Source organism: Mesorhizobium sp. USDA 4132, from assembly GCF_056279545.1.
The window spans coordinates 4,354,522-4,379,526 of record NZ_JBWCCP010000001.1; the positions used below are offsets into that span (position 1 = coordinate 4,354,522).

The window sequence follows — 25,005 nt, forward strand, 5'->3', positions numbered from 1 at the left end:
TCAAACCTCTGCAAAAACGACGCGGCCGGCGGCGCGGCGGGCCTGCAGCCAGCCGATCACCGAGCTACGGAATTTCGAGAGGAACTTGTCCCAGCCGGTCGGATTGTGGATGATATCGGCGCGATAGAACGACGGACAGAGAACGGCGGCTTCCGAAACCTCACCGCAATTGCCGCAGCCGACGCAGCTGTTGTCGATCGCCGCGACCGGATCGTCCTTCAGCGGATCATCCGTATGCTTCACCGATAGCGACGGGCAGCCGGAAAGCCGGATGCAGGCGTGATCGCCGGTGCAGACATCCTCGTCCACCCCGAAGCGCTCCTTCACCATGCGCTTGCCGTCCTTGACCGCCTGATTGAACTGCGGCTTCACGCGGCGCTGCTTGTTCAGCATACATTCGGAAGAGGCGACGATGATCTTCGGGCCTTTTTCCTTGCTCGTCAGCGCTTCCTTCAGCGTGTCGCGCATCTTGGCGACGTCATAGGTGCGGTCGATCTGGCGCACCCAGGTGGCCCCGATGCCCTTCACCGCATTGACGATCGAATTGTTGGTCTTGCGGTTCGGGTTGATGGCGCGGGAGGAGAGAATGTCCTGCCCGCCGGTCGCCGCAGAATAGAAATTGTCGACGACGAGGATGACGCCGTCCTGTTTGTTGAACACCGCATTGCCGACCGAGGTCGCCAGGCCGTTGTGCCAGAAACCGCCATCGCCCATGACCGCGATCGAGCGCTTGTCCGCCTCGACATTGAAGGCGGAAGCGGAAGCAGGGCCAAGACCGTAGCCCATCGTCGTGCCGCCGATATTGAAGGGCGGCAGGATCGAGAACAGGTGACAGCCGATATCCGCCGAGACGTGGTGTTCGCCGAGTTCCTTTTCGACCAGCTTCATGGCCGCAAAGATCGGTCGCTCCGGGCAGCCGGTGCAGAAACCGGCGGGACGCGCTGGCACGACTTCGGCCAGCGCCTTCACCTTCGGATCGTTGAGGACATCGCTCGGATCCGGCACCGGCGGCTGGTTGCCGAGCAGCAGGCGATCGTACATCTCGATGAAGGTCTTCAGCCCCTTCATCATGACAGGCGCGGTATATTCACCGCCAAGCGGGAGAATGTCCTTGCCGTGCAGGCGGGTCTGGATATCGCGGCGGCGCATCAGCGTGTGGAGCGACTGCTCGACATATTCCGGCGCGCCTTCTTCCACCATGATCACGGCCTTCTTGCCGAGACAGAAATCGATCACTTCGTCGTCGATCGTCGGATAGGCGACGTTCATCACATAGATCGGCACCGAGGAATTGCCGTAGACATCGGCGAGACCCAGCTGCTGCAGGCCGCGCATGACGCCGTTGTAGAGACCGCCGAGCGTGATGATGCCGATCTCGCCTTCGTCAGGGCCGAAATACTCGTTGAGCTTCCTTTCCTTGATGAAGTTGACGGCAGCCGGCCAGCGGCGCTCCAGCTTGTCTTTCTCTTGCCCGAAATTCGCCGGCGGCAGGACGATGCGGTTGACGTCGCGGATCGGGTTTTCCAGCGCCTGCCGAAGCGTGAATTTTGGCCGCTGGTTATCCTTGGCGACGAACTGGCCGTGCACGTGACAGGCGCGGATGCGCACTTCCAGCATGACGGGCGTATTCGACGCTTCGGAAAGCTGGAAACCATCCTCGACCGCCTGGACCATCGACGGCAGGTTCGGCCGCGGGTCGAGAAGCCACATCTGCGATTTCATCGCGAACGCATGGCTGCGCTCCTGCATGATCGACGAACCTTCACCGAAATCCTCGCCGAGGATGATCAGCGCGCCACCATTGACGCCGCCGGAAGACAGGTTGGAGAGCGCGTCCGACGCGACATTGGTGCCGGCAGTCGATTTCCAGGTTACCGCGCCACGCACCGGATACATCACCGAGGCAGACAACATCGCTGCCGCTGCCGCTTCCGAGGCCGAGGTCTCGAAATGGACCCCGAGATCCTCCATGATATCCTTGGCGTCGGCGAGCACGTCCATCAGATGCGAGATCGGAGAGCCCTGGTAACCGCCGACATAGGAAACGCCGGATTGCAGCAGCGCCTTGGTGATGGCGAGAATGCCTTCCCCACGAAAAATCTCGCCTTCTCCTAACTTGAGATCCTCGACTTCGCGCGCAAAAGATCGCTCGGCCATGGCAGTTCCCCTTCGCCTTGTCGGCTTCAATCCATAATCATTTGCAAAAGCATATTTTCGGCACCGGCCATTTGTCAATTCACAAATGCCGGCGGAACGGCAAGTCTTGCTTCATTCGAACATCGAGCGGGACAGAGGAGCGAGCAACAGGGCCATTATATATGCTAATGCATATTATTTGGCCGATCCAGCATGAAAACTGCCGGCGTGGCCGCAAATCCGCTTGACGGGTCGATCAAACGCCATATAGTTTAAACTTAAAATAATGATCGACTGAACGTCAGGAGGACTTGGATATGCGCATCGTCTGTATCGGTGGCGGCCCGGCCGGTCTCTATTTCGCGCTCCTGATGAAGAAGCTGCACCCCGAGCATTCCATTTCCGTCGTCGAACGCAACAAGCCCTACGACACGTTCGGCTGGGGCGTCGTCTTCTCCGATGCCACCATGGTATCGATGAAGGCCTGGGACCCGGAAAGTGCGGCCGAAATCGAGGATGCCTTCAATCACTGGGACGATATCGACCTGCTGTTCAAGGGCACACGCCAGCGCACCTCCGGCCACGGCTTTGTCGGCATCGGCCGCAAGAAGCTCTTGAACATCCTGCAGCGCCGCTGCGAGGCGCTCGGCGTCGAGCTTGTTTTTGAAACCGACTCCAATGGCGATGTCGATTATCCGGATGCCGACCTAATCATTGCCTCGGACGGCTTCAACTCGAAGATCCGCAACCGTTATCCGGAGGTCTTCGAACCGGACCTCGTCGTGCGTCCGAACCGCTATATCTGGCTCGGCACAAACAAGCTGTTCGACGCCTTCACCTTCGATTTCCGCAAGACGGATCACGGCTGGTTTCAGGCCCATATCTACAAGTTCGACGACAAGACCTCGACCTTCATCGTCGAAACGACGGAAGAAGCTTACGAAAAGCACGGCCTTGGCCAGATGGACCAGCAGGGCTCGATCGACTTCTGCCAGGACCTGTTCTCGGAAGTCCTCGAAGGCTCCGAGTTGATGACCAATGCCCGGCATCTGCGCGGCAGCGCCTGGCTGAACTTCAACCGCCTGATCTGCGGCAAGTGGAGCCATTTCAACGGCAACTCGCATGTCGTGCTGATGGGCGACGCCGCCCATACCGCCCATTTCGCCATCGGTTCCGGCACCAAGCTCGCGATCGACGACGCGATCGAGCTCAGCAACCAGTTCAACAAGCTCGGCCATTCGAAGGACAAGATCCCGGAAGTCCTCGAAACCTACGAGGAAATCCGCCGCGTTGACGTCGCCCGCATCCAGAATGCCGCCCGCAACGCCATGGAATGGTTCGAAGTGGTCGGCCAGCGTTACGCCGATACGCTGGAGCCGGAACAGTTCATGTATTCGATGCTGACGCGCTCGCAGCGCATCAGCCACGAAAACCTGCGCCTGCGCGATCCCAAATGGCTGGAAGGTTATGAACGCTGGTTCGCCAGAAAAAACGGCATTGAGGTGACCGGCAACGGCCGCACCCTGCCGCCGATGTTCACGCCCTATTCGCTCCGCGAAACCCATCTGCCGAACCGCATCGTCATGTCGCCGATGGCCATGTATTCTGCCAGGGACGGGCTGCTGGACGATTTCCATCTGGTCCACCTCGGCTCCCGTGCGCTGGGCGGTGCCGGCCTCGTGTTTGGGGAAATGACCTGCGTCTCGCCGGAGGCCCGCATCACTCCCGGCTGCCTCGGCCTCTGGAACGAGGAACAGGCGGCCGCCTGGAAACGCTTCGTCACCTTCGTGCATGACAATTCCGCCGCCAAGGTCGGCATCCAGCTAGGACACGCCGGCCGCAAGGGTTCGACCAAGGTCGCCTGGGAAGGCATCGACCAGCCGGTCGAGGAAGGCGGCTGGGATCTGATCTCGGCATCTGCTCTGCCCTACCTCAAGACCAGCCAGGTTCCCAAGGCGATGGACCGCGCCGACATGGATCGTGTCATCGCCGATCACGTCCGCTCAGCGAAATTCGCGGCTGAAGCCGATGCCGACTGGTTGGAGCTGCACTGCGCCCACGGTTATCTTCTGTCGAGTTTCCTGTCGCCGCTCACCAACATCCGCACCGACGAATACGGCGGCAGCCACGAAAACCGCGCGCGTTATCCGCTGCAAGTCTTCAAGGCAGTCCGGGCGGTCTGGCCGGCAAACAAACCGATTTCCGTGCGTCTCTCCTGCCATGACTGGTTCGAAGGCGGAAACACGCCGGAAGACGCGGCAATCTACGCGCAGATGTTCAAGGATGCCGGTGCCGACCTGATCGACTGCTCGTCCGGTCAGGTGTGGAAGGAAGAAAAGCCGGTCTATGGCCGCCTCTTCCAGACGCCCTTCTCCGACAAGATCCGCAACGAAATCGGTATCCCGACCATCGCCGTCGGCGCCATTTCGGAGGCCGATCATGCCAATTCGATCATCGCCGCCGGCCGCGCCGACCTCTGCGCCGTCGCCCGTCCGCATCTCGCAGATCCGGCCTGGGTGCTGCATGAAGCGGCAAAGATCGGCTTGACGGACATTCCGTGGCCGAAACAGTATTATTCCGGCAAGGCGCAATACGAGACCAACCTTGCGCGTGCCGCGGCCGCCGTTGCCCCTCCGGCTGTCGGCCCGGCGGCGGCGAAATAAGGATCGCATCATGAGCGAAGCGCCCTCTGCCAGTCTTGCCAGTGCCAGACTTGCCAACCGTCACGCCCTCGTCACCGGCGCGGGCTCGGGCATCGGCGCGGCGATCGCGACGGCGCTGGTGGAAGCCGGCGCGCGGGTGACCCTCGCCGGCCGGCGGGCCGAGCCTCTGGAGGCACTTGCCGCAACGCTTGGCAGGGACAAGGCCTGCGTCGCGGACGGTTTCGACGTCACCGACGAGATGGCCATCGACAATGGCCTCAAGACGGCGCGAGCCGCGTTCGGTCCTGTCGATATCCTCGTCAACAATGCCGGCGAAGGCCCAAGCGCGCCCTTCGAAAGGACCTCGCTGGAGATGTGGAGCCGCGTCATGTCGGTCGATCTCACCGGCGTATTCCTCGTGACCCAGGCCGTGCTGCCGGATCTCAAGGCTTTTGGCGCAGGCGCCCGCATCATCAATATCGCCTCGACTGCGGGGCTCACCGGCTACGCCTATGTTTCGGCCTATGTGGCCGCAAAACATGGTGTCGTCGGCCTCACCCGCTCGCTGGCGCTGGAGCTTGCCAGGACTGGCATCACCGTCAACGCCGTCTGCCCTGGCTTCACGGACACGCCGCTGATCGCCCGCTCGATCGAGACGATCGTCGCAAAGACCGGACGGACGGAAGAGCAGGCGCGACAAGAATTTACCAAGAACAATCCACAGGGGCGGCTGGTGAAGCCGGAGGAAGTCGCAGACACGGTTCTGTGGCTGGCATCGCCCGGAGCGGCGTCGATCAACGGACAGGCAATCGCGGTTGCCGGGGGAGAAGTCATGGCAGGCTAGTCGGCCTCGGCATGAACCAGGAAACGAAAACCGGGAGATCAGGATGAAACTGGAAAAGGGCATAACCGAGAATGGTAGCGGATATAACGGCACCAGCTGGAATATCCTCGGCCAGGTCTATTTCCCGAAGGCGGTCTGCGACGACACCTTCGCCTTTGAAACCAACAGCCTGCCGGGGCAGTTCGTGCCTGTGCACGTCCACCCGACCCAGGACGAATTCATCCTCGTGCAGGAGGGCGAACTCGATCTGAAGCTCGACGGCCAGTGGGTCAAGGCGAAGGCCGGAGATCTGGTGCGCATGCCGCGCGGCATCCCTCACGGTTACTTCAACAAGTCCGACAAGCCGTGCCGGGCACTCTTCTGGGTCTCTCCGGCCCGCAAGCTCCGACAACTTTTCGAAGAGCTGCACGAAATGACCGACGTGGAGGAGATCGTGAAGGTTTCCGCCGCGCACGAGGTGGATTTCCTGCCACCCTCCGCCAACGACTGACGCGGGAGAGGTCCTGCCGCCCGGAAAGGGACGGTCGATGAAAAGGAGAGGAGACGAACATGAGTGACGTGATGAAGGACATGAAGCGCAGTTTTCGCGACTACCAGCCGAAACATTTCCTCTGGGAAGTGAGCGAAAACGGCCGCGTCGGGACGGTTCGCCTCAATCGTCCGGAGCGCAAGAACCCGCTGACCTTCGAAAGTTATGCGGAGTTGCGCGATCTTTTCCGCGATCTCGTTTACGCCTCCGACATCCGCTCGATCGTCCTGACCGGCGCCGGCGGCAATTTCTCCTCCGGCGGCGACGTCTTCGAAATCATCGAGCCGCTGACCCGTATGGCGATGCCGGACCTGCTCGCCTTCACCCGCATGACCGGCGATCTCGTCAAGGCGATGAAGAAATGCCCGCAGCCGATCGTGGCTGCGGTCGACGGCATCTGCATGGGGGCAGGCGCGATCCTCGCCATGGCTTCCGACATGCGGCTGGCAACGCCCGAAACCAAGACCGCCTTCCTGTTTACCCGCGTCGGCCTTGCGGGAGCCGACATGGGGGCCTGCGGGATCCTGCCGCGCATCATCGGCCAGGGCCGCGCCGCCGAACTGCTCTTCACCGGCCGCACGATGAACGCCCGCGAAGGCGAAGCCTGGGGCTTCTTCAATACCATCCATCCTGGTGACGTTCTCGAGGAAGAGGCCGTCAAGCTCGCGCATTCGCTGGCCGATGGTCCGTGGTTCGCACATACGATGACCAAGACCATGCTGAACCAGGAATGGGCGATGGGCATCGAAGAGATGATCGAATCCGAAGCCCAGGCACAGGCGATCTGCATGGCGACCAAGGATTTCCGCCGCGCCTTCGAGGCTTTTGCCGAAAAGCGCAAACCGGTCTTCGAGGGCGACTGATGGCGAACCCCACGATGCTCAAAGGGCCGGCACGCGATTTCCTCGACTGGCCTTTCTTCGACGACAGCCACAAGGCGCTCGCCGAAAAACTGGATGCCTTCGCGGCTTCAGGCGCGCTGAGCCATATCGATCATTCGGACACGGACGGCGCCTGCCGCGCCATCGTTAAGGCGCTCGGAAACGCCGGCCTTCTCGACGCGGCGACCGGCGCCGGCGGCAGCCAACCAATTGACAGCCGCGCCGCCTGCCTGACCCGCGAAACGCTTGCCTGGCATGACGGCCTTGCCGACTTCGCCTTCGCCATGCAGGGCCTCGGCACCGGCGCGATCGGCCTTTCCGGTTCTGAAGAGCTTCGCCGAACCGTCCTGCCGAAAGCGCAGTCCGGCGAATGGATCTCCGCCTTCGCGCTGTCGGAAAAGGAAGCCGGTTCGGATGTCGCCGCCATGGCCTGTGCTGCCCGAAAGGACGGCGACCACTATATCCTCGACGGTGAAAAGACCTGGATCTCCAACGGCGGCATCGCCGACGTCTACACTGTTTTTGTCCGCACCGGGGAAGCGCCCGGTACGCGCGGCATCTCTGCTTTCGTGGTGTTCGCCGACGATCCGGGCTTCTCCATTGCTGAGCGCATCGATGTCATCGCCCCGCATCCGCTGGCAACGATCCGCTTCGAAAACTGCCGCATCCCGGTTTCACGCCTGCTGGGCGCGCCTGGCGAAGGCTTCAAGATCGCCATGCGGACTCTCGACATTTTCCGAGCCTCCGTCGCCGCCGCCGCTCTCGGTTTCGCCAAGCGGGCACTGGATGAGGCGCTCGCCTATGCCAAGGCGCGGCCGATGTTCGGCAATCGCCTTTCCGATCTGCAACTGACGCAAGCCGCCTTCGGCGACATGGCAGCCCAGATCGATGCCGGCGCACTCCTCACCTACCGTGCCGCCTGGCGTCGCGACGTGCAGGGCCTGCCGACCACCAAGGAGGCCGCGATGGCCAAGATGGTGGCGACGGAGAACGCCCAAAGCGTCATCGACCGGGCGGTACAGATCTTTGGCGGCCGCGGCGTGAAGAGCGGCGAGATTACCGAGAGCCTCTACCGGGAAATCCGGGCGCTGCGCATCTACGAAGGCGCGACCGAGGTCCAGAAGCTCATCATCGCCCGCGAACTGTTGAAGGCGTGAGGGCGATCATGGCTTACACGACATCCCGCCGATTGAATTTTGGAGATTGCGACCCTTCCGGCATCGCCTATTTCCCCTCCTATCTGAACATCATGGTCGGCGTTTGCGAGGAATTTTTCGGCGCGATCGGTTCGTCCTGGCCGGACATGATCAGCCGCCGCAAGATCGGTGTGCCGACCGTGACGCTGGACGTCGCGTTCAAGAGCCCTGGCTACCATGGCGATATGATGGATTTCACCATCAAGGTTATGCGGATCGGCAACAGTTCCGCCGATCTCGAATACGAGGTGCGGGCCGGCGACCGCCTGCTCTGGACCGCCAGGCAGCGGCTGGTCGCCACCTCCAACGAAACCCACAAGGCCCTACCCTGGCCCGACGATATGCGCGCAGCGCTGACACAGCATTTGGAGAAGAATAATGCACACCATCCTGCAGCCTGAAGGCTGGGCAAAACCGATCGGTTACGCCAACGGCGTCGCCGCCAACGGCCGCCAGATCTTCGTCGGCGGGCAGATCGGCTGGAACGGCCAATGCCAGTTCGAAACCGACGATTTCGTCGGCCAGGTCAAGCAGACGCTGCAGAACGTCGTCGCCGTGCTGGCCGAGGCCGGCGCCGGGCCCGAGCACATCACCACCATGACCTGGTATTTCACCGACAAGGCCGAATATCTCGGCAACCTCAAGGGCATCGGCCAGGTTTATCGCGAGATCATCGGCAAGCACTTTCCGGCCATGGCCGCCATGCAGGTCGTGGCGCTGGTGGAAGACCGCGCCAAGATCGAAATCCAGGCGACAGCCGTCATTCCGGCCTGAGGCAATTATGAACGAGACGATCGAATTTTCCGCTACGGTTTCCGCCACGATCCGGAACGGGGTTCTGGTTGTCACCATCGACAATCCGCCGGTCAATGCAACCTCTGTCGATGTCCGCAGCGGGCTGGAAAAAGCTCTCGCCTATAGCGAAACGACGGGCGAGATCACCGGCGTCACTATTACGGGCGCCGGAAAGACGTTCATCGGCGGTGCCGACATCAAGGAATTCGGCAAGCCGGCCATGGAGCCGACCTTGCCTGATGTCATCGAGAAGATCGAAGGTCTGTCGAAGCCTGTCGTCGCAGCGCTGAACGGTGCAGCACTCGGCGGCGGTCTCGAAGTGGCACTTACCTGCCACTATCGCATCGCCTCGCCGGCTGCACAGGTCGGCCTGCCGGAAGTCAAACTCGGCATCGTGCCGGGCGCGGGCGGAACGCAACGCCTGCCGCGCCTGATCGGCATTCCGGCAGCGCTCGACCTCATCACCTCCGGACGTTCGGTGAAGGCCGAGGAAGCCCTGAAGCTCGGGATCATCGACGAGGTGGTCGCGGGCGATCTCGTCGAGGCAGCAATATCCGCGGCCTTGACCTTGGCTGAGAAACCACTCCGCCGCACGGGCGAGCTGAACATCGCCGCTATCGATTCGGCCGAAATCGAAAAAGCCTCGGCCAAGATCCTCGCCAAGGTGCGCGGCCAGAAGGCGCCGGTGGAAGCAGTTCGGCTGATCACCGCGTCCAATCGCCCGCTTGCCGAAGGACTGGCAGATGAACGCGCCACCTTCCTGGCACTGCGCGACAGCCGCGAGGCGGCAGCGCTACGCCATGTCTTCTTTGCCGAGCGGGAATCTTCCAAGGTCGAAGGTCTGGAAGGTGTCAAGCCTCGCCCGGTCGAGACCATCGGCATCTGCGGCCTGGGCCTCATGGGCAGTGGCATCGCAGTCGCAGCCCTTGGCGCCGGTTATTCGGTGATCGGCCTCGATCAAACGTCGGAAGCCGCCGAAAAGGGCCGCCAACGCATCATCGGCCTGCTGGAGCGCAATGTCGCCGCAGGCCGCCTCGACGAGGCCGGGTTCGAGGCCCAGAAGGCGCGCCTTTCCGCGACAGCGGAAGATGTCGATCTCGCCCGTTGCGATCTCGTCGTCGAAGCCGTGTTCGACGATCTCGCGGTCAAGACCGATCTCTTCCGGCGTCTCGACAAGGTCATCCGCCCGGATGCCGTGCTGGCGACCAATACCAGCTATCTGAACCCGGACGAGATCGCCGCCGCGACCGCCCATCCGGAACGGGTGCTTGGCCTGCATTTCTTCTCGCCTGCCCACGTGATGCGCCTCCTGGAAGTCGTGCGCTGCGCCAAGACCGCACCGGATGTGCTGGCGACAGGGCTGGCGGTCGCCAAGAAACTGCGCAAGCTGCCGGTCGTCACCGGCGTCACCGAAGGCTTCATCGGCAACCGCATCTTTTCCGCCTATCGCCGTGAAGCCGAATTTCTGCTGGAAGACGGCGCCCTGCCGCACGAGGTCGATGCTGCGCTGGAAGACTACGGTTTCCCCATGGGCTTGTTCGCCGTCTACGACATGGCCGGCCTCGAAATCGCCTGGGCCCGCCGCAAGCGGCAGGCGGCCACCCGCGATCCCTCGGTGCGTTATGTCGAGATTGCCGATACGCTCTGCGAGGCGGGACGCCTGGGCCAGAAAACCGGCCGCGGCTGGTACGATTATCCGAACGGCAAGCGGACCGTCGACCCGGAGGTGACCGCTATCATAGAAGCCGCGCGAGCCCAAAAGGGCATCACCCCGCGCACATTTTCGAGGAACGATATTCTCGAAAGATTGCTCGGCGCAATGTCATTGGAAGGTGAGGCCCTGCTGGCGGAAGGGATCGCCGCGAGGAGCAGCGATATCGACCTGGTGATGATCAACGGCTACGGCTTTCCCGCCCATAAGGGCGGTCCGATGTTTGCCATGACTTAAGGCTTACGAAGGCGCCTTTAGAAACATAAACCCCTGATACGCTTGTAATATTCCGATGCCTTCAAGGTCTTTGAGACCCTTTTGCGTGCTCGGAATCCGCTCGCCCGAAAGAGTTACGCTCATTTGATCAAACATGCTTGCATGTTTCCTTAAATCGCCTATTGTTTGCCCAAGCCTCGCAAGTAGGCATCTCAAAACAACGACAGGGAACGCTGCATGCTCACACTTCCAGAGCTCACTCCGTCGAGATATTTTAATCATAAAATATCTACCGCATCGTTGTCCCGTATTCCGACTGTCTCGTGGCGCGCTTAGGAGATCATGATGCCTTTCCCGTTTTCTGCATTCAAACGTAAGATGCTGCTGGGTACCATCGCCGCAGCCGCGATCGCCGCTCCGCTTGGAGGCATGGCCCAGGCGGCGGATTTCAAGTTCGCCGGCCCGCTCGATGCCTATACGCTCGATCCCCATGCGGTTTCGAACACGCTGATCTTCGCCGTTCTCGCCAATGTCTACGAACCGCTTGTCCGCCGTAACGCCGAGCAGAAGATCGAGGCGGCACTTGCGACCGACTGGAAGCAGATCGACGGCACGACCTGGGAATTCAACCTTCGCAAGGATGTGAAATTTTCGAACGGCAATGCCTTCAATGCCGATGACGTAATCTTCTCGCTGACCCGCGGCCAGGCCGGTGGCATCAAGGCAAACCTCAATTCGGTTGCTTCGATCGAGAAGGTCGACGATTACAAGATCCGCATCAAGACCCGCGCCATCAACCCGATCCTGCCGAACCAGATCACCAACTGGTACATCATGGACAAGGAATGGGCCGAAGCCAACAACACCGTGCAGCCGGGTGCCGCCAACAACGCCACCGAAACCTTTGCCAACCGCAATGCCATGGGCACCGGTCCCTACGTCATCAAGGAGCGGGATCCGGGCGTGAAGACGGTCTTTGCGCCGAACCCAGGCTGGTGGGACAAGAAGACCGGCAATGTCGACAATGCGACGTTCTTCGTGATCCCCAACCCGTCGACCCGCGTATCCGCCCTCATCTCCGGCGAAGTCGACATGATCGACGGCGTGCCGCCGCAGGATGCCGAGCGCATCGAGAACGATCCGAAGCTGCATATGCAGGCGGGTCCGGACCTCCGGACCATCTACATCCAGCCCGACGTCGCCCGCGACAGCCTGATCTTCGGCAGCGAAAAGACCAAGAACCCCTTCAAGGAACTGAAGGTCCGCCAGGCGATGGAACTGGCGATCGATACCGGCGCGATCCAGAAGCGCATCATGCGCAATTTCTCCGTACCGGTCGGCCTGCCGATCGGCAAGGAAGTCAACGGTTTCGATGCAGCTCTCGGCGCGCCGGTAAAGCCCGACGTCGACAAGGCCAAGGCGCTGATGAAGGAAGCCGGCTACGAAAACGGTTTTTCCGTTACGCTCGATTGCACTAGCGACCGTTTCATGAACGACGAGGCGACCTGCCTTGCTGTCGCCGCTTCGCTCGCCCGCATCAACATCAAGGTCGATCCGCGTGCCCAGCCGACCGCCAAGTGGGCGACCCAGGTCAACCCGCCCGAATACAATACCAGCATGGCGATGCTCGGTTATTCGCCGGCCACCTATGACGCCCACATCTTCCTGACCTCGATTGCCGCCACCCGCGACGCCAAGAGCGGCCTCGGCGCCTTCAACATCGGCGGCTACTCCAATCCGGAGGTCGACAAGCTGATCGACCTGATCGGCAAGGAGACCGACCAGGCCAAGCGCACCGGCTATATCACCCAGGCCTTCAAGCTCATGAAGGCCGACGTTGCCTTCATTCCGCTCCACCAGTTGAACATTCTCTGGGGCGTCAAGGACAACGTCACCGTCGTCCAGCCGGCCGACCTTGCCTATCCGCTGCGTTATTTCACGGTGAAGTAATGACCATTGCAACCGATATAACGAGGCAGCTTGCCAGTCTCGTGTCTTATCCCACGGTCAGCGCCGTTTCCAACCTCGACCTGCTCAGATATGTCGAAGACCAGACCGCCTCCTTCGGGGCGCGCGTCCGGCGCTTTGCCAACCCCGAGGGCGACAAGGCAAACGCGCTGATCACGATCGGCCCGGAAGCGCCCGGCGGCATCATTTTCAGCGGCCATACGGATGTGGTGCCGACCGAAGGCCAGGCCTGGACCGGCGATCCGTGGACGCTCAGGGAAGCGAACGGCCGCCTGATCGGTCGCGGCGCCACCGACATGAAGGGTTTTCTCGCCTGCTGTCTTGCGGCCGTCCCCGGCATTGCCGCCAAGAACCTCAAGAAGCCCGTCCACCTCGCCTTTTCTTATGACGAGGAGGTCGGCTGCACCGGCGTCGGCTCGATGGCCGAATGGGTGGGCCAGAGCGACCTGAAGCCGCGGCTCGCTGTCATCGGCGAAGCGACCAGCATGGACATGATTGCGGCCCACAAGGGCGGACTGATCGGCTGGTGCCGCATCAAGGGCAAACCCGGCCACTCCTCCCAGCCGGATCGCTACGTCAACGCAGTCATGGTCGCCGGCGACATGATCGCCGAAATCAACCGCATCCGCGAGGACATGCGCAACGGCCCGCAGTTCGAAGGATTGGATCCGCCCTATTCGACGACCCAGGTCACCGTCATCAGGGGCGGCCTGCACGGCAATATCGTCTCCGAAAACTGCGAATTCTTCTGGGAAATGCGCCTCATTCCGGGTCAGAATACTTATGAAGTGCTGGAGCACATGAAGCGTTTTGCCGCCGAAAAGCTCGAACCGGCCATGAAGGCGATCGATCCATCCTGTGGCATCGTCTTCGACGTCCAGGCCAGCATCCCGGGCCTCAAACCCAATAACGACCCCACGCTCGATGCGGAACTGTTGGCGCTTCTCGGCCGCACCGAACCCCGCTATGTTTCCTATGGCACGGAAGCGGGCATTTTCCAGATCGCCGGTGTCCCCTCGGTCGTCATCGGACCGGGCGATATCGCCGACGCCCATCAGCCGGATGAATCGGTTGCGATTTCCGAGCTCGAGAAATGCGCCACCTTCCTCGACCGGCTCGGGGATAGCTGCTGCTAAGGAATTTGTTGTGCTGAATTATGCCGCGTCACGGATCGTGCAGACGATCATCGTCCTGCTGGTGATCAGCTTCATCGCCTTCCTGCTGGTCGCCAATATCGGCGACCCGCTGGCGGCCCTCCTCTCCGCCGACGCGACCGTCAACGAGCGGCTGGAACTGATCGCCAAGCTCGGCCTCGACCAGCCCCTCTGGACGCGCTTCCTGCATTTCATCGGCAACATGCTGCGGGGCGATTTCGGCTTTTCCTATCGCACACAGGACCCGGTCGCCAACCTGATCGCGGAACGCCTTCCCGCGACCGTCGAGCTCGCCTTCGTCAGCCTGCTGATCACGATCGTGGTCGGAGTGCCGGCCGGCATCTATTGCGGCGTCAATCCGAATTCGCTGTTCGGCCGCTTCATCATGCTGATCTCCACGGCCGGCATCACGCTTCCGAACTTCGTCGTGGGCATCCTGCTGATCGCGGTATTTTCCGTCCAACTCGGCCTGCTCCCGTCGTTCGGGCGCGGCACGGTGGTCGATCTCGGCTTCTGGAAGACCGGGCTCCTCACCGTCTCCGGCTGGCGGGCGATCCTCCTGCCGGCAGCGACGCTTTCCACCTTCCAGGTCGCCTTCATCATCCGCATGCTGCGCACCCAGCTGATGGAAGTCGGCCAGAGCGAGCACATCCGCTTTGCCCGCGCCCGCGGCCTGTCGGAAGCGCGCATCTGGTATGTCTATGCGATCAAGAACACGCTGCTGCCGGTCATCACCATGCTCGGCCTGCAGCTCGGCAACATCATCGCCTTCTCGGTGGTCACCGAAAACGTCTTCGCCTGGCCGGGCCTCGGCTCGCTCTTCCTGCAATCGATCCAGGGCGCCGACATTCCGGTCATCGCCATCTACCTGATTTTCGTCGGCCTGGTCTTCATGGTCATCAATCTGGTCGTCGAGCTGCTTTATCCGCTGATCGACGCCCGTGTGTTGAGGAGGCAATCATGACGCCTGTCGTCAACACCCCGGTAGCCGGCCCCGTTCGCCGCAGCAGGGGCGCCAAGCTTCTGCGCGCCATGCGCAGGGCACCCGGCCCCACTTTCTGTGCCGTCACGATCTTGGCCCTGCTGGTCTATGCCTTCGTAGTGCCGCTGTTCTCGCTGAACCCATTCGAATTCTCCGGCATGTCGGTGCTGGACAGTTTCATTCCGCCGGCATGGATGGCGGACGGGTCAGCTGATTTCCCGCTCGGCACAGACGACCAGGGCCGCAATCTGATCACCGCCATGGCCTATGGCATGCGCACCTCGATCATCGTCGGCTTCCTGTCGGTCACCATCGGCCTCGTCCTCGGTGGCAGCCTCGGCCTGATCGCCGGTTTCGTCGGCGGCAGGGTCGACGCCTTCATCATGCGCGTCGCGGACGTGCAGCTCGCCTATCCCGCCCTGCTGCTCGCGATGATCATCGATGGCGCCGCCCGCGCGGTGCTCGGCACCGAGCGCAGCGTCGGCACCGCGATCACCATCGTCGTGATGTCCATCGGCATCGCATTCTGGGTCCAGTATGCCCGCACCATCCGCTCTTCCGTGATGATCGAGCGCGACCAGGATTATGTCTCGGCCGCCCGCATCACCGGCCGCAGCAATCTCGCGATCATCGTCCTGCATATCCTGCCGAACGTCATGGCCCCGGTTCTGGTTATCGCCACCATCAATCTCGGCATCGCCATCATCACCGAGGCGACCTTGAGCTTCCTCGGCATCGGCATTCCGGTCACCTCGCCGTCGCTCGGCACGCTGATCCGCAACGGCAACAATTTCCTGCAGTCGGGCGAATGGTGGATCTCGGTCTGGCCCTGCCTGATCCTCGTCCTCTTCGTCGTCTCGGTGAACATCCTCGGCGACCATCTGCGCGACGTCTATAACCCGCGCCTGCGGGGCCGCTCATGATCAACGCAACCGCTCCCCTCCTCGACGTCCGCGACCTCACCGTCACCATCAATCGCGACGGGCAGCTGGTCACCGCGCTCGACAAGGTCTCGTTTTTCGTCAACCCGGGCGAGGTGCTCGGCATCGTCGGCGAGTCCGGCGCCGGCAAGTCGATCACCGGCGCGGCGATCATCGACCTCCTCGTGCCGCCGCTGAAACGCACCGGCGGCACCATCACCCTTGCCGGCGAACGGCTCGACCAGCTTTCCCCAAAGGCGATGCGCGGCGTGCGCGGCGGCCGGATCGGTTTCGTTTTCCAGGACCCGATGACCAGCCTCAACCCGGTGATCACGATCGGCCAGCAGCTCTGCGACACCATCCAGGCGCATTTGAAACTCAGCGGCAGCCAGACGAAGAAACGAGCGTTGGGCTGGCTCGACCGGGTCGGCCTGCCCAATCCTGACGTCCAGTTCAAGCGTTTCCCCCACCAGCTTTCCGGCGGCATGCGGCAGCGCGTGGTGATCGCGCTCGCGCTCTGTGCCGACCCGGTGCTGGTCATTGCCGACGAGCCGACCACGGCCCTCGATGTCTCCGTCCAGGCGCATATCCTCGAACTGCTGCGCGACCTGCATCGCGAAAGCAATGTCAGCATGATGCTGATCACCCACGACCTTGGCGTCATCGCCAAGATGGCCGATCGCGTCGCGGTGCTTTATGCCGGCCGCGTCGCCGAGATCAGCCCGGTCGGCGAACTCTTCAACGCGCCGAAACACCCCTATACGCGCGGCCTGATCCGGGCGACGCCGATGCCGTCGGCCACCGGCGAGATGCGGCTCGACCAGATCCCCGGCGCCATGCCGGGGCTCGGGGCGGTTCCACCAGGCTGCGCCTTCAATCCGCGCTGTTTCAGGGCGGAAGGCGATTGCCGCGCGACCATACCGCCGCTTTATCACGAGGAAAGCTCTGCCTTTTCCTGTTTCCATCCGCTGGAAAGGGTGACCGCATGAGCGCTTCCGACTTCCTCATCCTCAATCACGTCAGCAAGGTCTACCGCCGCAACCAGAGTCTTATCGAACGGCTGAAGAAGAGCGAGAGCGGCGGCACGAAGGCCGTCAGCGATGTCAGCCTCACCGTCCGCCATGGCGAGACCATGGGCCTCGTCGGCGAAAGTGGCTGTGGCAAGTCCACGCTGGCGCGCCTCGTCTCCGGCCTGATGGCGCCGACATCCGGCGAGATCAGCTTTCCGCCGAATGCCTCCGGCAACAAGCCGCGGCTGCAGATGATCTTCCAGGACCCCTATTCCTCGCTCAACGGCCGCTGGACGATCGAGGACATCATCGCCGAGCCGATCCGGGTGCATAAGCTGCGCAGCGGCCGCACCGCGATCCGCGCCCGCGTCGACGAGTTGCTGGTCCAGGTCGGCCTTTCCGCAGCGGACGCCGAAAAATACCCGCAGGAATTTTCCGGCGGCCAGCGGCAGCGCATCTGCATCGCCCGGGCGCTTGCCGGTGAGCCGGAATTCCTGATCCTCGACGAACCGACCTCAGCGCTAGACGTCTCGGTGCAGGCGCAGATCCTCAATCTGCTCCGCGACCTGCAGAAGAACTTGTCACTCACCAGCCTGTTCATCACCCACAATCTCTCGGTCGTGCGCATTATGGCCGACCGGATCGGGGTCATGTATCTCGGCGAACTGGTCGAGGAGGCGACGTCGGAAGAACTGTTCCGCAAGCCGCGCCATCCCTATACCCGCCTACTCATCGATGCCGCGCCCGACATGGATACCAGCGACCGCTTGCTGCACCCGATTGCCGGCGAACTGCCGAACCCGGCCTTCCCACCCGCCGGCTGCCGTTTCCATACGCGCTGTCCCTTCGCGCAGGACATCTGTCGCAATACCGTGCCGCCACAGAAGGCGACCGAGGCAGGCGGCATGTTCCGCTGCCATTTCGATCTCGACCTGTCGAACGCGACGGTCTTTCCCGCCGTGAAGGCCAGGACGGCCTGAGTTTCCAAGGATGCCGCGATGACCCCTGCCTCCCGCCAAGCAACGATCGACAAGGCCGTCGGTTATCTCGATGACGGCTCATTTGAGGCCACGCTGCGCAAACGCGTGGCGATCCCTTCCGCCAGCCGCGTCGCGGCCAACAAGCCGGACCTCTGGCGCTATGTCACCGAGGACATGCAGCCGTTTTTCGAACGGCTTGGCTTCACGACGAAGATCTACGAAAACGATAGAGCTCCCGGCCCGTTCCTGCTCGCCGAACGCATCGAAGACCCGCGCTTCACGACCGTCCTGCAATACGGCCACGGCGATGTCGTCGCCGGTCTGGACGGCCAATGGGAGACAGGCCTCTCGCCCTTCGAGATGACCGAGAAGAACGGCGCCTGGTATGGCCGCGGCACGGCCGACAACAAGGGCCAGCACGCGGTGAACCTCGCCGCCGTCGAAGCACTGCTCGCGACAAAGGGTTCGCTCGGCTTCAACCTCAAATACCTGATCGAGATGGGCGAGGAATCCGGTTCGCTGGGGCTGGAGGAAATGTGCGCGGCGCATCGGGACGAGCTGAAGGCGGACGTCTTCATCGCCTCGGACGGTCCACGCCTCGCCCTCGAACGGCCAACGATCTTCCTCGGCGCCCGCGGCGGCATGTCCTTCCATCTGGAGATCAATGCGCGCGAAAGTTTTCAGCATTCCGGCAACTGGGGCGGCATCCTCTCCAATCCCGGCATCGAACTCTGCCACGCGATCACCGCACTGGTCGGCCGCACCGGCCAGATCAAGGTGCCCGAAATGACGCCGGGTTCGATTCCGGAAAATGTCCGCACTGCGCTGAAGGATTGCCACATCACGCCCACTGCCGGCGACCCGCCGATCGAGCCCTGGTGGGGCGAGCCCGGCCTGACGCCGGAGGAGAAGGTGTTTGCCTGGAGTTCCTTCGAGGTGATGGAAATGGAATGCGGCAACCTCGCCCAGCCGCTCTACGCCATCCCGCCAAAAGCTCGCGCCCGCATGCAGCTCCGCTTCCCGGTCGGCGTCGATCCGGATGCCGTGGTCCCGGCCGTCCGCAAAGCGCTGATGGATGCGGGTTATGACCGGGTGGTGGTCAAGGACCCGACCGACGCGATCTTCCTCGCCAGCCGCCTCGATCCCGATCATCCCTGGGTCAGCCGCGTCGTCGCCTCGATCGAGAAGACGCTCGGGAGCCCGCCGGCGATCCTGCCCAATCTCGGCGGCTCGCTGCCGAACAACATCTTTTCCGATCTGCTCGGCCTACCGACGATCTGGATTCCCCATTCCTATCCCGGCTGCCTGCAGCATGCGCCGAACGAGCATCTGCCGATCTCGATCGTCCGGGAGGGCCTCGCGATGATGGCCGGGCTCTATTGGGATATCGGCGAGACTGCGGCCTGACCTTCAGCTTTCGCCGTCATGGTCGGTGGGCGGCACCGCTTGCCACGACCGGGCCGGTGGGCAGACCGGTCCGTGAACCGCCGAACGGTTCGAGGCTGACGGCAAGCGTCGCGCCTTCGGCCATGTTGCCGCGCAGATCTGCGGGAATGACGAGCTCGCCGGCCCGATCCGGCTGGAACACGCCGAGGGAACGCGGATCGCCGCTTCCGGGCACCAGCCAGAGCTCCAGCGATTTCTCTTCGCCTCCACCGGCCGCCGCGACCGGCACGATCCGCAATCGGCCGGTTCCGGCATCATAGGACGCGAGCAAGTTGATCTGGTCATTGGTCGAGGACAATTCCGCCACCAGCGGCGCGGATCCCTGCGGCCTTGGAATCACACCCGACGCATAAAACACGGCAGCGACAGCAACCGCCGACGTGCCGAGCGCGAACCATCGCCAGAACAGCGCGGAATTCCACAGATCCCACGAGGGGGCGGCAACCCGGGCAGGACCGAAGAGACGGGTTTCTATCCGGCCAAAAACCACCGGGCGCGGCGCCACGTCCTGGTAGTCGTCGTTGAAGGAGGCAAGATCCGCCTGCCACCGTTCGACGATCCGAGCAAACGCGCGATCATTGGCGATCCGCTGTTCAACGGCGCGGCGAGCCTCGAGTGAGAGAACGCCGAGCACATATTCGCCGGCCAGGATCTCGTCCTGCGGCCGCCTGCCCTGACTTTGTTCGCCCGACGTCATCGCTCCATGCACTCTCTCAACTTGAGAAGGCTCCGGCGCAGCCACGTGCGCACCGTATTCAACGGTACCTTCAATTCTTCCGCCAGTTCAAGATAACTCAAACCTTCCACATAGGCACGTCGAACTGCACGTGCATGTGCGGAATCGAGCTCCTGCATGCACCTGTCGATGCGACGGCCTTCATCCGCATTGGCCACCTGCTGTTCGGGATCGAGCGTGCCGTCATCGGCAAGGTCGTAAGCGGCATCAAGGTCTTCGGCGACAGGTTTCCTGGCCCGCAGGATGTCGATCGCGTGGTTGCGCGCGATTGCCGCCAACCAGGCGAGGGGCGAACCGGTATCCACGGCAAAAGTCCTGGAGCGCTGCCAGACCCTGACATAGATTTCCTGGAGCGCTTCTTCTGCGTCGGACCTGTCTTTCAAGATACGCAGGCAGATCGAAAATAGTTTCGGGCTCGTCGCATTATACAACGAGGCGAACGCTTTGCGATCACCCATCGCCACGCGATTGATCAGGGCCGCGATCTCATTGCTTTGCATTCGGAAAAAACCTCGCCGTCCCCATCTATAGAGAACGCAGATCTCAAAAAACAAGGCGCCTTCGTCGCAAAACCCGCAGCAGGGCCTTCCATCTCCTCGCAGCCGATATCCCGCCCTGGCTTTGCCTCGTCGGGATCACTGCTGCTCGCCGGGGCATCAGGCGGCGTCGAAGGCCGGCCCAGCCCGCCGGCTCTTCGGAAAGGGCTTGAATGTCAAGGCGATCAGGAAGGCGCCAATCCCGATACCCCAGGAGCCGACATAGAGCCATGTGTAGCTGGCGAGCGTGTCGTAGATCAGTCCTCCGGCCAGAGGGCCGGTCGCCATGCCCAGGCCGCCGGCCATTGCTGTCCCGCCAATCACCGTGCCCATCATCCGCATCGGGAAATTCTCGCGAGCGATCACCGCATAGAGCGGCATGACACCGGCATAGATGAAGCCGAACAGGGCGGCGACCGTATAAAACGATCCGAGACCTTGCGCGAAAACATAGGCCAGCGCGCCGAACGCCTGGGCCAGCAGACCGAGAACGAGCACCTGCTTGGCACCGAACCTGTCTCCGAGAATGCCGAACACGACGCGGCCACCCATGCCTGCCAGGCCTTCGACACTGTAGATCGACACGGCTGCTATCATCGGAATTCCGCAGGTCACCGCATAGCTCACGGTGTGGAAGATCGGTCCAGAATGGGTGGCACAGCAGAAGAAATTGGTAAGCAGCAGGATGATGAACTGGGGCGATCTCAACACCTGCCGCGTCGACATGGAGGACTGAGGATCTTCCCCCGGCGATGCGGCAATATTGCCGCTCTCCAAAGCCGGCGCACGCCGGACGAGCAGAGAGACAGGGATCATCACGACCGCCACGAGTATCGCGATGATCTGCATGGATGTTCTCCAGTCGTAGATCGACACCAGCCAAGCCGCGAAAGGCGACATCGTCATCGGCGCCATGCCCATGCCGGCCGAAACCAGCGAGACCGCGAGGCTTCTATGCGTATCGAACCAGCCTGTGACGCAGGCCATCATCGGCGCGAAGATTGCCGCGATCGCCGTGCCAACGGCAAGTCCGAAGATGAGCTGGAATGCCGGCAGCGATGTCGTCAGGCTGGCCGATGCGAGGCTGACGCTGAGCAGAATCGAGCCTGCGAGAACGATCGGGCGAGGTCCCCAGCGATCAAAAAGGCTGCCCCAGGCAATGCTGGCGAATGCCATCGCGACAAACCCGATGGTCATGGCGCTCGAAACGCCGGTGACCGACCATCCGGTCTCGCGCGAGATGGGCATGAGGAAAACGGGCAGGGAAAACATCGATCCGATGGCGAGGCAGCCGAGAAGGCCGCCAGCCGCCACGATGATCCACCGATATTGAATATTGGTCATTTTTATCTCCATTTTGCAGTGTCCGGCAGCCGGTCGCGCGGCGATGAAGTTGCCTGCGTGCAGCCGTGAAATGCCGGCATGTCAGAACGTTAACTGCCTGAGCCGGATCGACCGAGTCGGCTCCGGTTCCTGTCAAGACCAGCCAAAGGCTGCCTCAATACTGGTCGTGCCGGCGCAGCCACGCCATCGGGAACCGGAATTCGTCCTCGTTGCGGCCCTTGGGCACAAGATCCAGATAATGGTAGGCGCCGTTGAGCATGTCGACGCCGCGCGAATAGCAGGAATAGGTGTGGAATACCTCGCCGCTGTCGTTCCTGCAGAAGACGCTGATACCCACTTCTTCGGATGCGTTGCTCGGCTGGACCTCGTAATTGTAATAGGCCACGCCCTTGGGCAGATCTTCCGGCCTCACCGACGCCTGATAGTCGAAGTTGAAATCGCTGCCGTTTGAGGAGAACCACGGGAAGGTCCAGCCCATGCGTTTCTTGTAGGCGTCGATCTTGGCAAGCGAGGCCCGCGAGATGGCGACGAAGGTCACGTCGCGATGGTTGAGATGGATCGGGATGCCGTTGAAATTGTCGGCCCAGAAGGAACATGACTTGCATGCCTCCTCCCAGTCGGGACCGAACATGAAATGATAGACGATCAATTGCGACCGCCCGTCGAAAAGATCCGCCAGGGAAAGCTCGCCATTCGGCCCCTCGAACCGGTAGGGTTTTTCGACCCGTTCCCAGGGCATCGTCATCCGGCGGCGCGTCAGCGCATCCCGTTGGCGGGTGAATTCCTTCTCCGCAGCGAGCAGATCAAGGCGAGCCTTCAACCATTCTTCCGGCGAAACGACTTGATTTTGCATATCAACCTCCTGTTTGTTGGAATGCAGCTTGGTGGTCGTGGGATAGACTAGGGCCGGATATCGAATGGTGAGAGTGACAAGTGTGACGGGATTCCGATGGACTCGCTGATCACCGCCGCGGCGCGTGCACTCGCCTCGGGCGATCCCCTTGGTGCCTTGAAGCGGGTGGCGCTGCGCGAGGATGCGCCGGCACTCGCCCTTAGAGGCATCGCCATGGCGCAGCTCGGCGAGCTCGTCCGAGCGAAGGCTCTCCTCAAAAGAGCCACTCGCGCGTTCGGCCCCAAAGAGACGATGGCGCGCGCCAGATGTGTCGTCGCCGAGGCGGAGATCGCGCTCGTCTCCCGCGATCTGACCTGGCCGGTGAAAGCGCTCGACACGGCCCGGGCGGTGCTTGAAGCGCATGGTGACCGGGTGAATGCCGCGCATGCGTTCAATCTGGAGGTCCGGCGCCTGCTGCTGATCGGTCGCCTCGACGAGGCCGAGCACCTGCTCGCGGGCTTCGCGCCGCCGCCGCTTCCGCCGGCGTCGAGGGCTGCCTATGAGCTGGTTGTCGCCGGCGTTGCGATCCGCCGCCTCCGGACGAAAGCGGCACGCGCCGCGCTGGGCCGCGCAGAGCAGGCCGCACGGGAAGCCGACATTCCGGCAATGACGGCGGAGGTCGAAACCGCGTCCCTCGTCCTGAAGACGCCTGCTGTACGCCTGATTGCACGAGGCGAGGAACGTCCGCTGCTGCTGGAGGAGGTCGAAACCCTCCTCGCCTCCGGCGCGCTGGTGGTCGATGCATGCCGCAACGTCGTGCGGACCGGAGACGCGGTTATCTCGCTCTCGTCGCGGCCGATATTGTTCGCGCTCGCCCGCGCTCTGGGAGAGGCCTGGCCAGGCGATGTGCCGAGAAGCACGCTGCTCTACCGCGCCTTCCGGGCCAGGCACGCGGACGAATCGCATCGCGCCCGCCTGCGGGTCGAAATTGGCCGACTGCGTGTCGAGCTTCAGACGCTGGCGAATGTCACCGCGACCAAGAGGGGTTTTGCGCTGTCACCACATGGAAATGGGCGCATCGTCGTATTGGCGCCGCCCGTGGACGAGCAGCATGCGGCGGTGCTCGCCTTGCTTGCCGACGGCGAAGCGTGGTCGAGCTCGGCGCTGGCGATCGCACTTGGCGCCAGTTCCCGCACCGTGCAGCGGGCGCTGGACCAGCTTTTGGCAGGCGGCAAGGTGCAGTGGTTCGGCCAGGGGCGGGCGCGTCGGTGGATGGCTCCGTCCGTGCCGGGCTTCCCGACAATCTTGTTACTCCCCAGTCCGCTGCCGAATGATTAGGATGGGCCCATGAAAAAATCTCAAGCCGAAATAATCCGAGAATACGGCCCCTTCCCTGGGATAAATGACGTACATGGCGTCACCTTCGATGGCCGGCACGTCTGGTTTGCCTCGGGAGACAAGCTGAACGCCCTCGACCCGGCGAGCGGCGAGACGGTGCGTTCGATCGATGTCGCCGCGCATGCGGGGACTGCTTTCGACGGCGAACACCTGTTTCAGATCGCCGAAGACCGTATCCACAAGATCGATCCGAAAACAGGCACCATCCTCGCGACGATTCCCGCACCTGGAAATGGTGGCGATTCCGGTCTCGCCTGGGCCGAAGGAACGCTCTGGGTCGGCGAATATCGAGGCCGGAAAATCCATCAAATCGATCCCGATACGGGCAGGATCCTCCGCACCATCGAATCCAACCGCGTCGTCACCGGCGTGACCTGGGTCGACGGCGAACTCTGGCACGGTGTATGGGAAGGCGACGAGGGCGAGGTGAGACGCATCGATCCCCAAACGGGAGAGCCATTGGAAATGCTCGAAATGCCACCCGGGCTCGGTGTGTCGGGCCTCGAATCCGATGGCGCCGATCAATTCTTCTGCGGCGGCGGAAGCAGCGGCAACGTCCGCGTCGTACGGCGGCCCAGATAGGGGCTTGCGGCCGCCTCGAAAGGGAGGTTTTCATCCCGCGCAGCGAGATCGGCGGATGCCCTCTACGAACGTGGGCTATTCATGCCTATGTTGCGATAATGTTTGGAATTTGGGGATTAATCTGTTCCTGCTCCATGAGCTTCGCCCCTGGCTGGGCAAGATAGTCC

The 25,005-nt window shown here is 62.4% G+C and carries 22 protein-coding genes; 17 read left to right on the forward strand and 5 right to left on the reverse strand.

What is annotated here, in order from left to right; genetic code table 11:
• Positions 1 to 2,157, reverse strand: coding sequence for a ferredoxin family protein (locus ACZ9IU_RS21645; RefSeq protein WP_038546977.1), 2,157 nt, complete (start codon positions 2,155 to 2,157; stop codon positions 1 to 3).
• Between the two features lie 296 nt (positions 2,158 to 2,453).
• Between ACZ9IU_RS21645 and ACZ9IU_RS21650 the strand changes: the two genes are divergently transcribed.
• From ACZ9IU_RS21650 to ACZ9IU_RS21720, 15 genes are all read left to right on the forward strand, one after another.
• Positions 2,454 to 4,799 carry a bifunctional salicylyl-CoA 5-hydroxylase/oxidoreductase gene (locus ACZ9IU_RS21650; protein ID WP_038546980.1) on the forward strand — a complete coding sequence of 782 codons (2,346 nt, stop codon included), beginning with the start codon at positions 2,454 to 2,456 and terminating at the stop codon, positions 4,797 to 4,799.
• Positions 4,800 to 4,809: 10 nt separating this feature from the next.
• Positions 4,810 to 5,622, forward strand: coding sequence for an SDR family NAD(P)-dependent oxidoreductase (locus ACZ9IU_RS21655; protein ID WP_038546983.1), 813 nt, complete (start codon positions 4,810 to 4,812; stop codon positions 5,620 to 5,622).
• A gap of 43 nt (positions 5,623 to 5,665) precedes the next feature.
• Positions 5,666 to 6,112 (forward strand): cupin domain-containing protein, encoded by a 447-nt coding sequence (locus ACZ9IU_RS21660; RefSeq protein ID WP_038546986.1) that lies wholly within the window; start codon positions 5,666 to 5,668, stop codon positions 6,110 to 6,112.
• 59 nt (positions 6,113 to 6,171) lie between these two features.
• On the forward strand, positions 6,172 to 7,014 hold the full coding sequence (locus ACZ9IU_RS21665) for an enoyl-CoA hydratase family protein (RefSeq protein WP_038546988.1): 843 nt from the start codon (positions 6,172 to 6,174) through the stop codon (positions 7,012 to 7,014).
• Positions 7,014 to 8,189, forward strand: coding sequence for an acyl-CoA dehydrogenase family protein (locus tag ACZ9IU_RS21670; protein WP_080719240.1), 1,176 nt, complete (start codon positions 7,014 to 7,016; stop codon positions 8,187 to 8,189). The genes ACZ9IU_RS21665 and ACZ9IU_RS21670 overlap by 1 nt, the downstream gene beginning before the upstream one ends.
• 8 nt (positions 8,190 to 8,197) lie before the next feature.
• Positions 8,198 to 8,629 carry an acyl-CoA thioesterase gene (locus tag ACZ9IU_RS21675; protein WP_038546991.1) on the forward strand — a complete coding sequence of 144 codons (432 nt, stop codon included), beginning with the start codon at positions 8,198 to 8,200 and terminating at the stop codon, positions 8,627 to 8,629.
• Complete coding sequence (locus tag ACZ9IU_RS21680) at positions 8,607 to 9,002, forward strand: RidA family protein (RefSeq protein WP_038546994.1); 396 nt, start codon at positions 8,607 to 8,609, stop codon at positions 9,000 to 9,002. Before ACZ9IU_RS21675 ends, ACZ9IU_RS21680 begins: the two co-directional genes overlap by 23 nt.
• A gap of 7 nt (positions 9,003 to 9,009) precedes the next feature.
• A complete protein-coding gene (locus tag ACZ9IU_RS21685) occupies positions 9,010 to 10,971 on the forward strand; it encodes a 3-hydroxyacyl-CoA dehydrogenase NAD-binding domain-containing protein (RefSeq protein WP_038546997.1) in 1,962 nt (653 codons plus the stop codon).
• Positions 10,972 to 11,292: 321 nt separating this feature from the next.
• A complete protein-coding gene (locus ACZ9IU_RS21690; RefSeq protein ID WP_051899887.1) occupies positions 11,293 to 12,900 on the forward strand; it encodes an ABC transporter substrate-binding protein in 1,608 nt (535 codons plus the stop codon).
• Positions 12,900 to 14,054, forward strand: coding sequence for an acetylornithine deacetylase (argE, locus tag ACZ9IU_RS21695; RefSeq protein ID WP_038546999.1), 1,155 nt, complete (start codon positions 12,900 to 12,902; stop codon positions 14,052 to 14,054). Before ACZ9IU_RS21690 ends, argE begins: the two co-directional genes overlap by 1 nt.
• A 10-nt stretch (positions 14,055 to 14,064) precedes the next feature.
• Complete coding sequence (locus ACZ9IU_RS21700; RefSeq protein ID WP_038547001.1) at positions 14,065 to 15,036, forward strand: ABC transporter permease; 972 nt, start codon at positions 14,065 to 14,067, stop codon at positions 15,034 to 15,036.
• Positions 15,033 to 15,977 (forward strand): ABC transporter permease, encoded by a 945-nt coding sequence (locus ACZ9IU_RS21705; protein WP_038547004.1) that lies wholly within the window; start codon positions 15,033 to 15,035, stop codon positions 15,975 to 15,977. Before ACZ9IU_RS21700 ends, ACZ9IU_RS21705 begins: the two co-directional genes overlap by 4 nt.
• Positions 15,974 to 16,963 (forward strand): ABC transporter ATP-binding protein, encoded by a 990-nt coding sequence (locus ACZ9IU_RS21710; protein WP_038547007.1) that lies wholly within the window; start codon positions 15,974 to 15,976, stop codon positions 16,961 to 16,963. The genes ACZ9IU_RS21705 and ACZ9IU_RS21710 overlap by 4 nt, the downstream gene beginning before the upstream one ends.
• The gene (locus ACZ9IU_RS21715; RefSeq protein WP_038547010.1) at positions 16,960 to 17,964 is read left to right on the forward strand and encodes an ABC transporter ATP-binding protein; all 1,005 of its coding nucleotides are present in this window, start codon (positions 16,960 to 16,962) and stop codon (positions 17,962 to 17,964) included. Before ACZ9IU_RS21710 ends, ACZ9IU_RS21715 begins: the two co-directional genes overlap by 4 nt.
• 18 nt (positions 17,965 to 17,982) lie before the next feature.
• The gene (locus ACZ9IU_RS21720; protein WP_038547013.1) at positions 17,983 to 19,371 is read left to right on the forward strand and encodes a M20 family metallopeptidase; all 1,389 of its coding nucleotides are present in this window, start codon (positions 17,983 to 17,985) and stop codon (positions 19,369 to 19,371) included.
• Positions 19,372 to 19,387: 16 nt separating this feature from the next.
• On the opposite strand, the gene ACZ9IU_RS21725 is transcribed toward ACZ9IU_RS21720, so the two are convergent.
• The 4 genes from ACZ9IU_RS21725 to ACZ9IU_RS21740 form a co-directional block, all read right to left on the reverse strand.
• Positions 19,388 to 20,107: an anti-sigma factor gene (locus ACZ9IU_RS21725; RefSeq protein ID WP_038547015.1), complete on the reverse strand. Its 720-nt coding sequence runs from the start codon at positions 20,105 to 20,107 to the stop codon at positions 19,388 to 19,390.
• Positions 20,104 to 20,646, reverse strand: coding sequence for a sigma-70 family RNA polymerase sigma factor (locus ACZ9IU_RS21730; protein ID WP_038547017.1), 543 nt, complete (start codon positions 20,644 to 20,646; stop codon positions 20,104 to 20,106). The genes ACZ9IU_RS21725 and ACZ9IU_RS21730 overlap by 4 nt, the downstream gene beginning before the upstream one ends.
• 156 nt (positions 20,647 to 20,802) lie before the next feature.
• The gene (locus ACZ9IU_RS21735) at positions 20,803 to 22,026 is read right to left on the reverse strand and encodes an MFS transporter (RefSeq protein ID WP_038547020.1); all 1,224 of its coding nucleotides are present in this window, start codon (positions 22,024 to 22,026) and stop codon (positions 20,803 to 20,805) included.
• Between the two features lie 154 nt (positions 22,027 to 22,180).
• Complete coding sequence (locus tag ACZ9IU_RS21740) at positions 22,181 to 22,879, reverse strand: DUF899 domain-containing protein (protein ID WP_038547023.1); 699 nt, start codon at positions 22,877 to 22,879, stop codon at positions 22,181 to 22,183.
• A gap of 96 nt (positions 22,880 to 22,975) precedes the next feature.
• Between ACZ9IU_RS21740 and ACZ9IU_RS21745 the strand changes: the two genes are divergently transcribed.
• Together ACZ9IU_RS21745 and ACZ9IU_RS21750 are read left to right on the forward strand one after the other, a co-directional pair.
• Positions 22,976 to 24,196 (forward strand): hypothetical protein, encoded by a 1,221-nt coding sequence (locus ACZ9IU_RS21745; protein WP_038547025.1) that lies wholly within the window; start codon positions 22,976 to 22,978, stop codon positions 24,194 to 24,196.
• 9 nt (positions 24,197 to 24,205) lie between these two features.
• A complete protein-coding gene (locus ACZ9IU_RS21750; RefSeq protein ID WP_038547028.1) occupies positions 24,206 to 24,838 on the forward strand; it encodes a Vgb family protein in 633 nt (210 codons plus the stop codon).
• Positions 24,839 to 25,005: the final 167 nt, after the last annotated feature.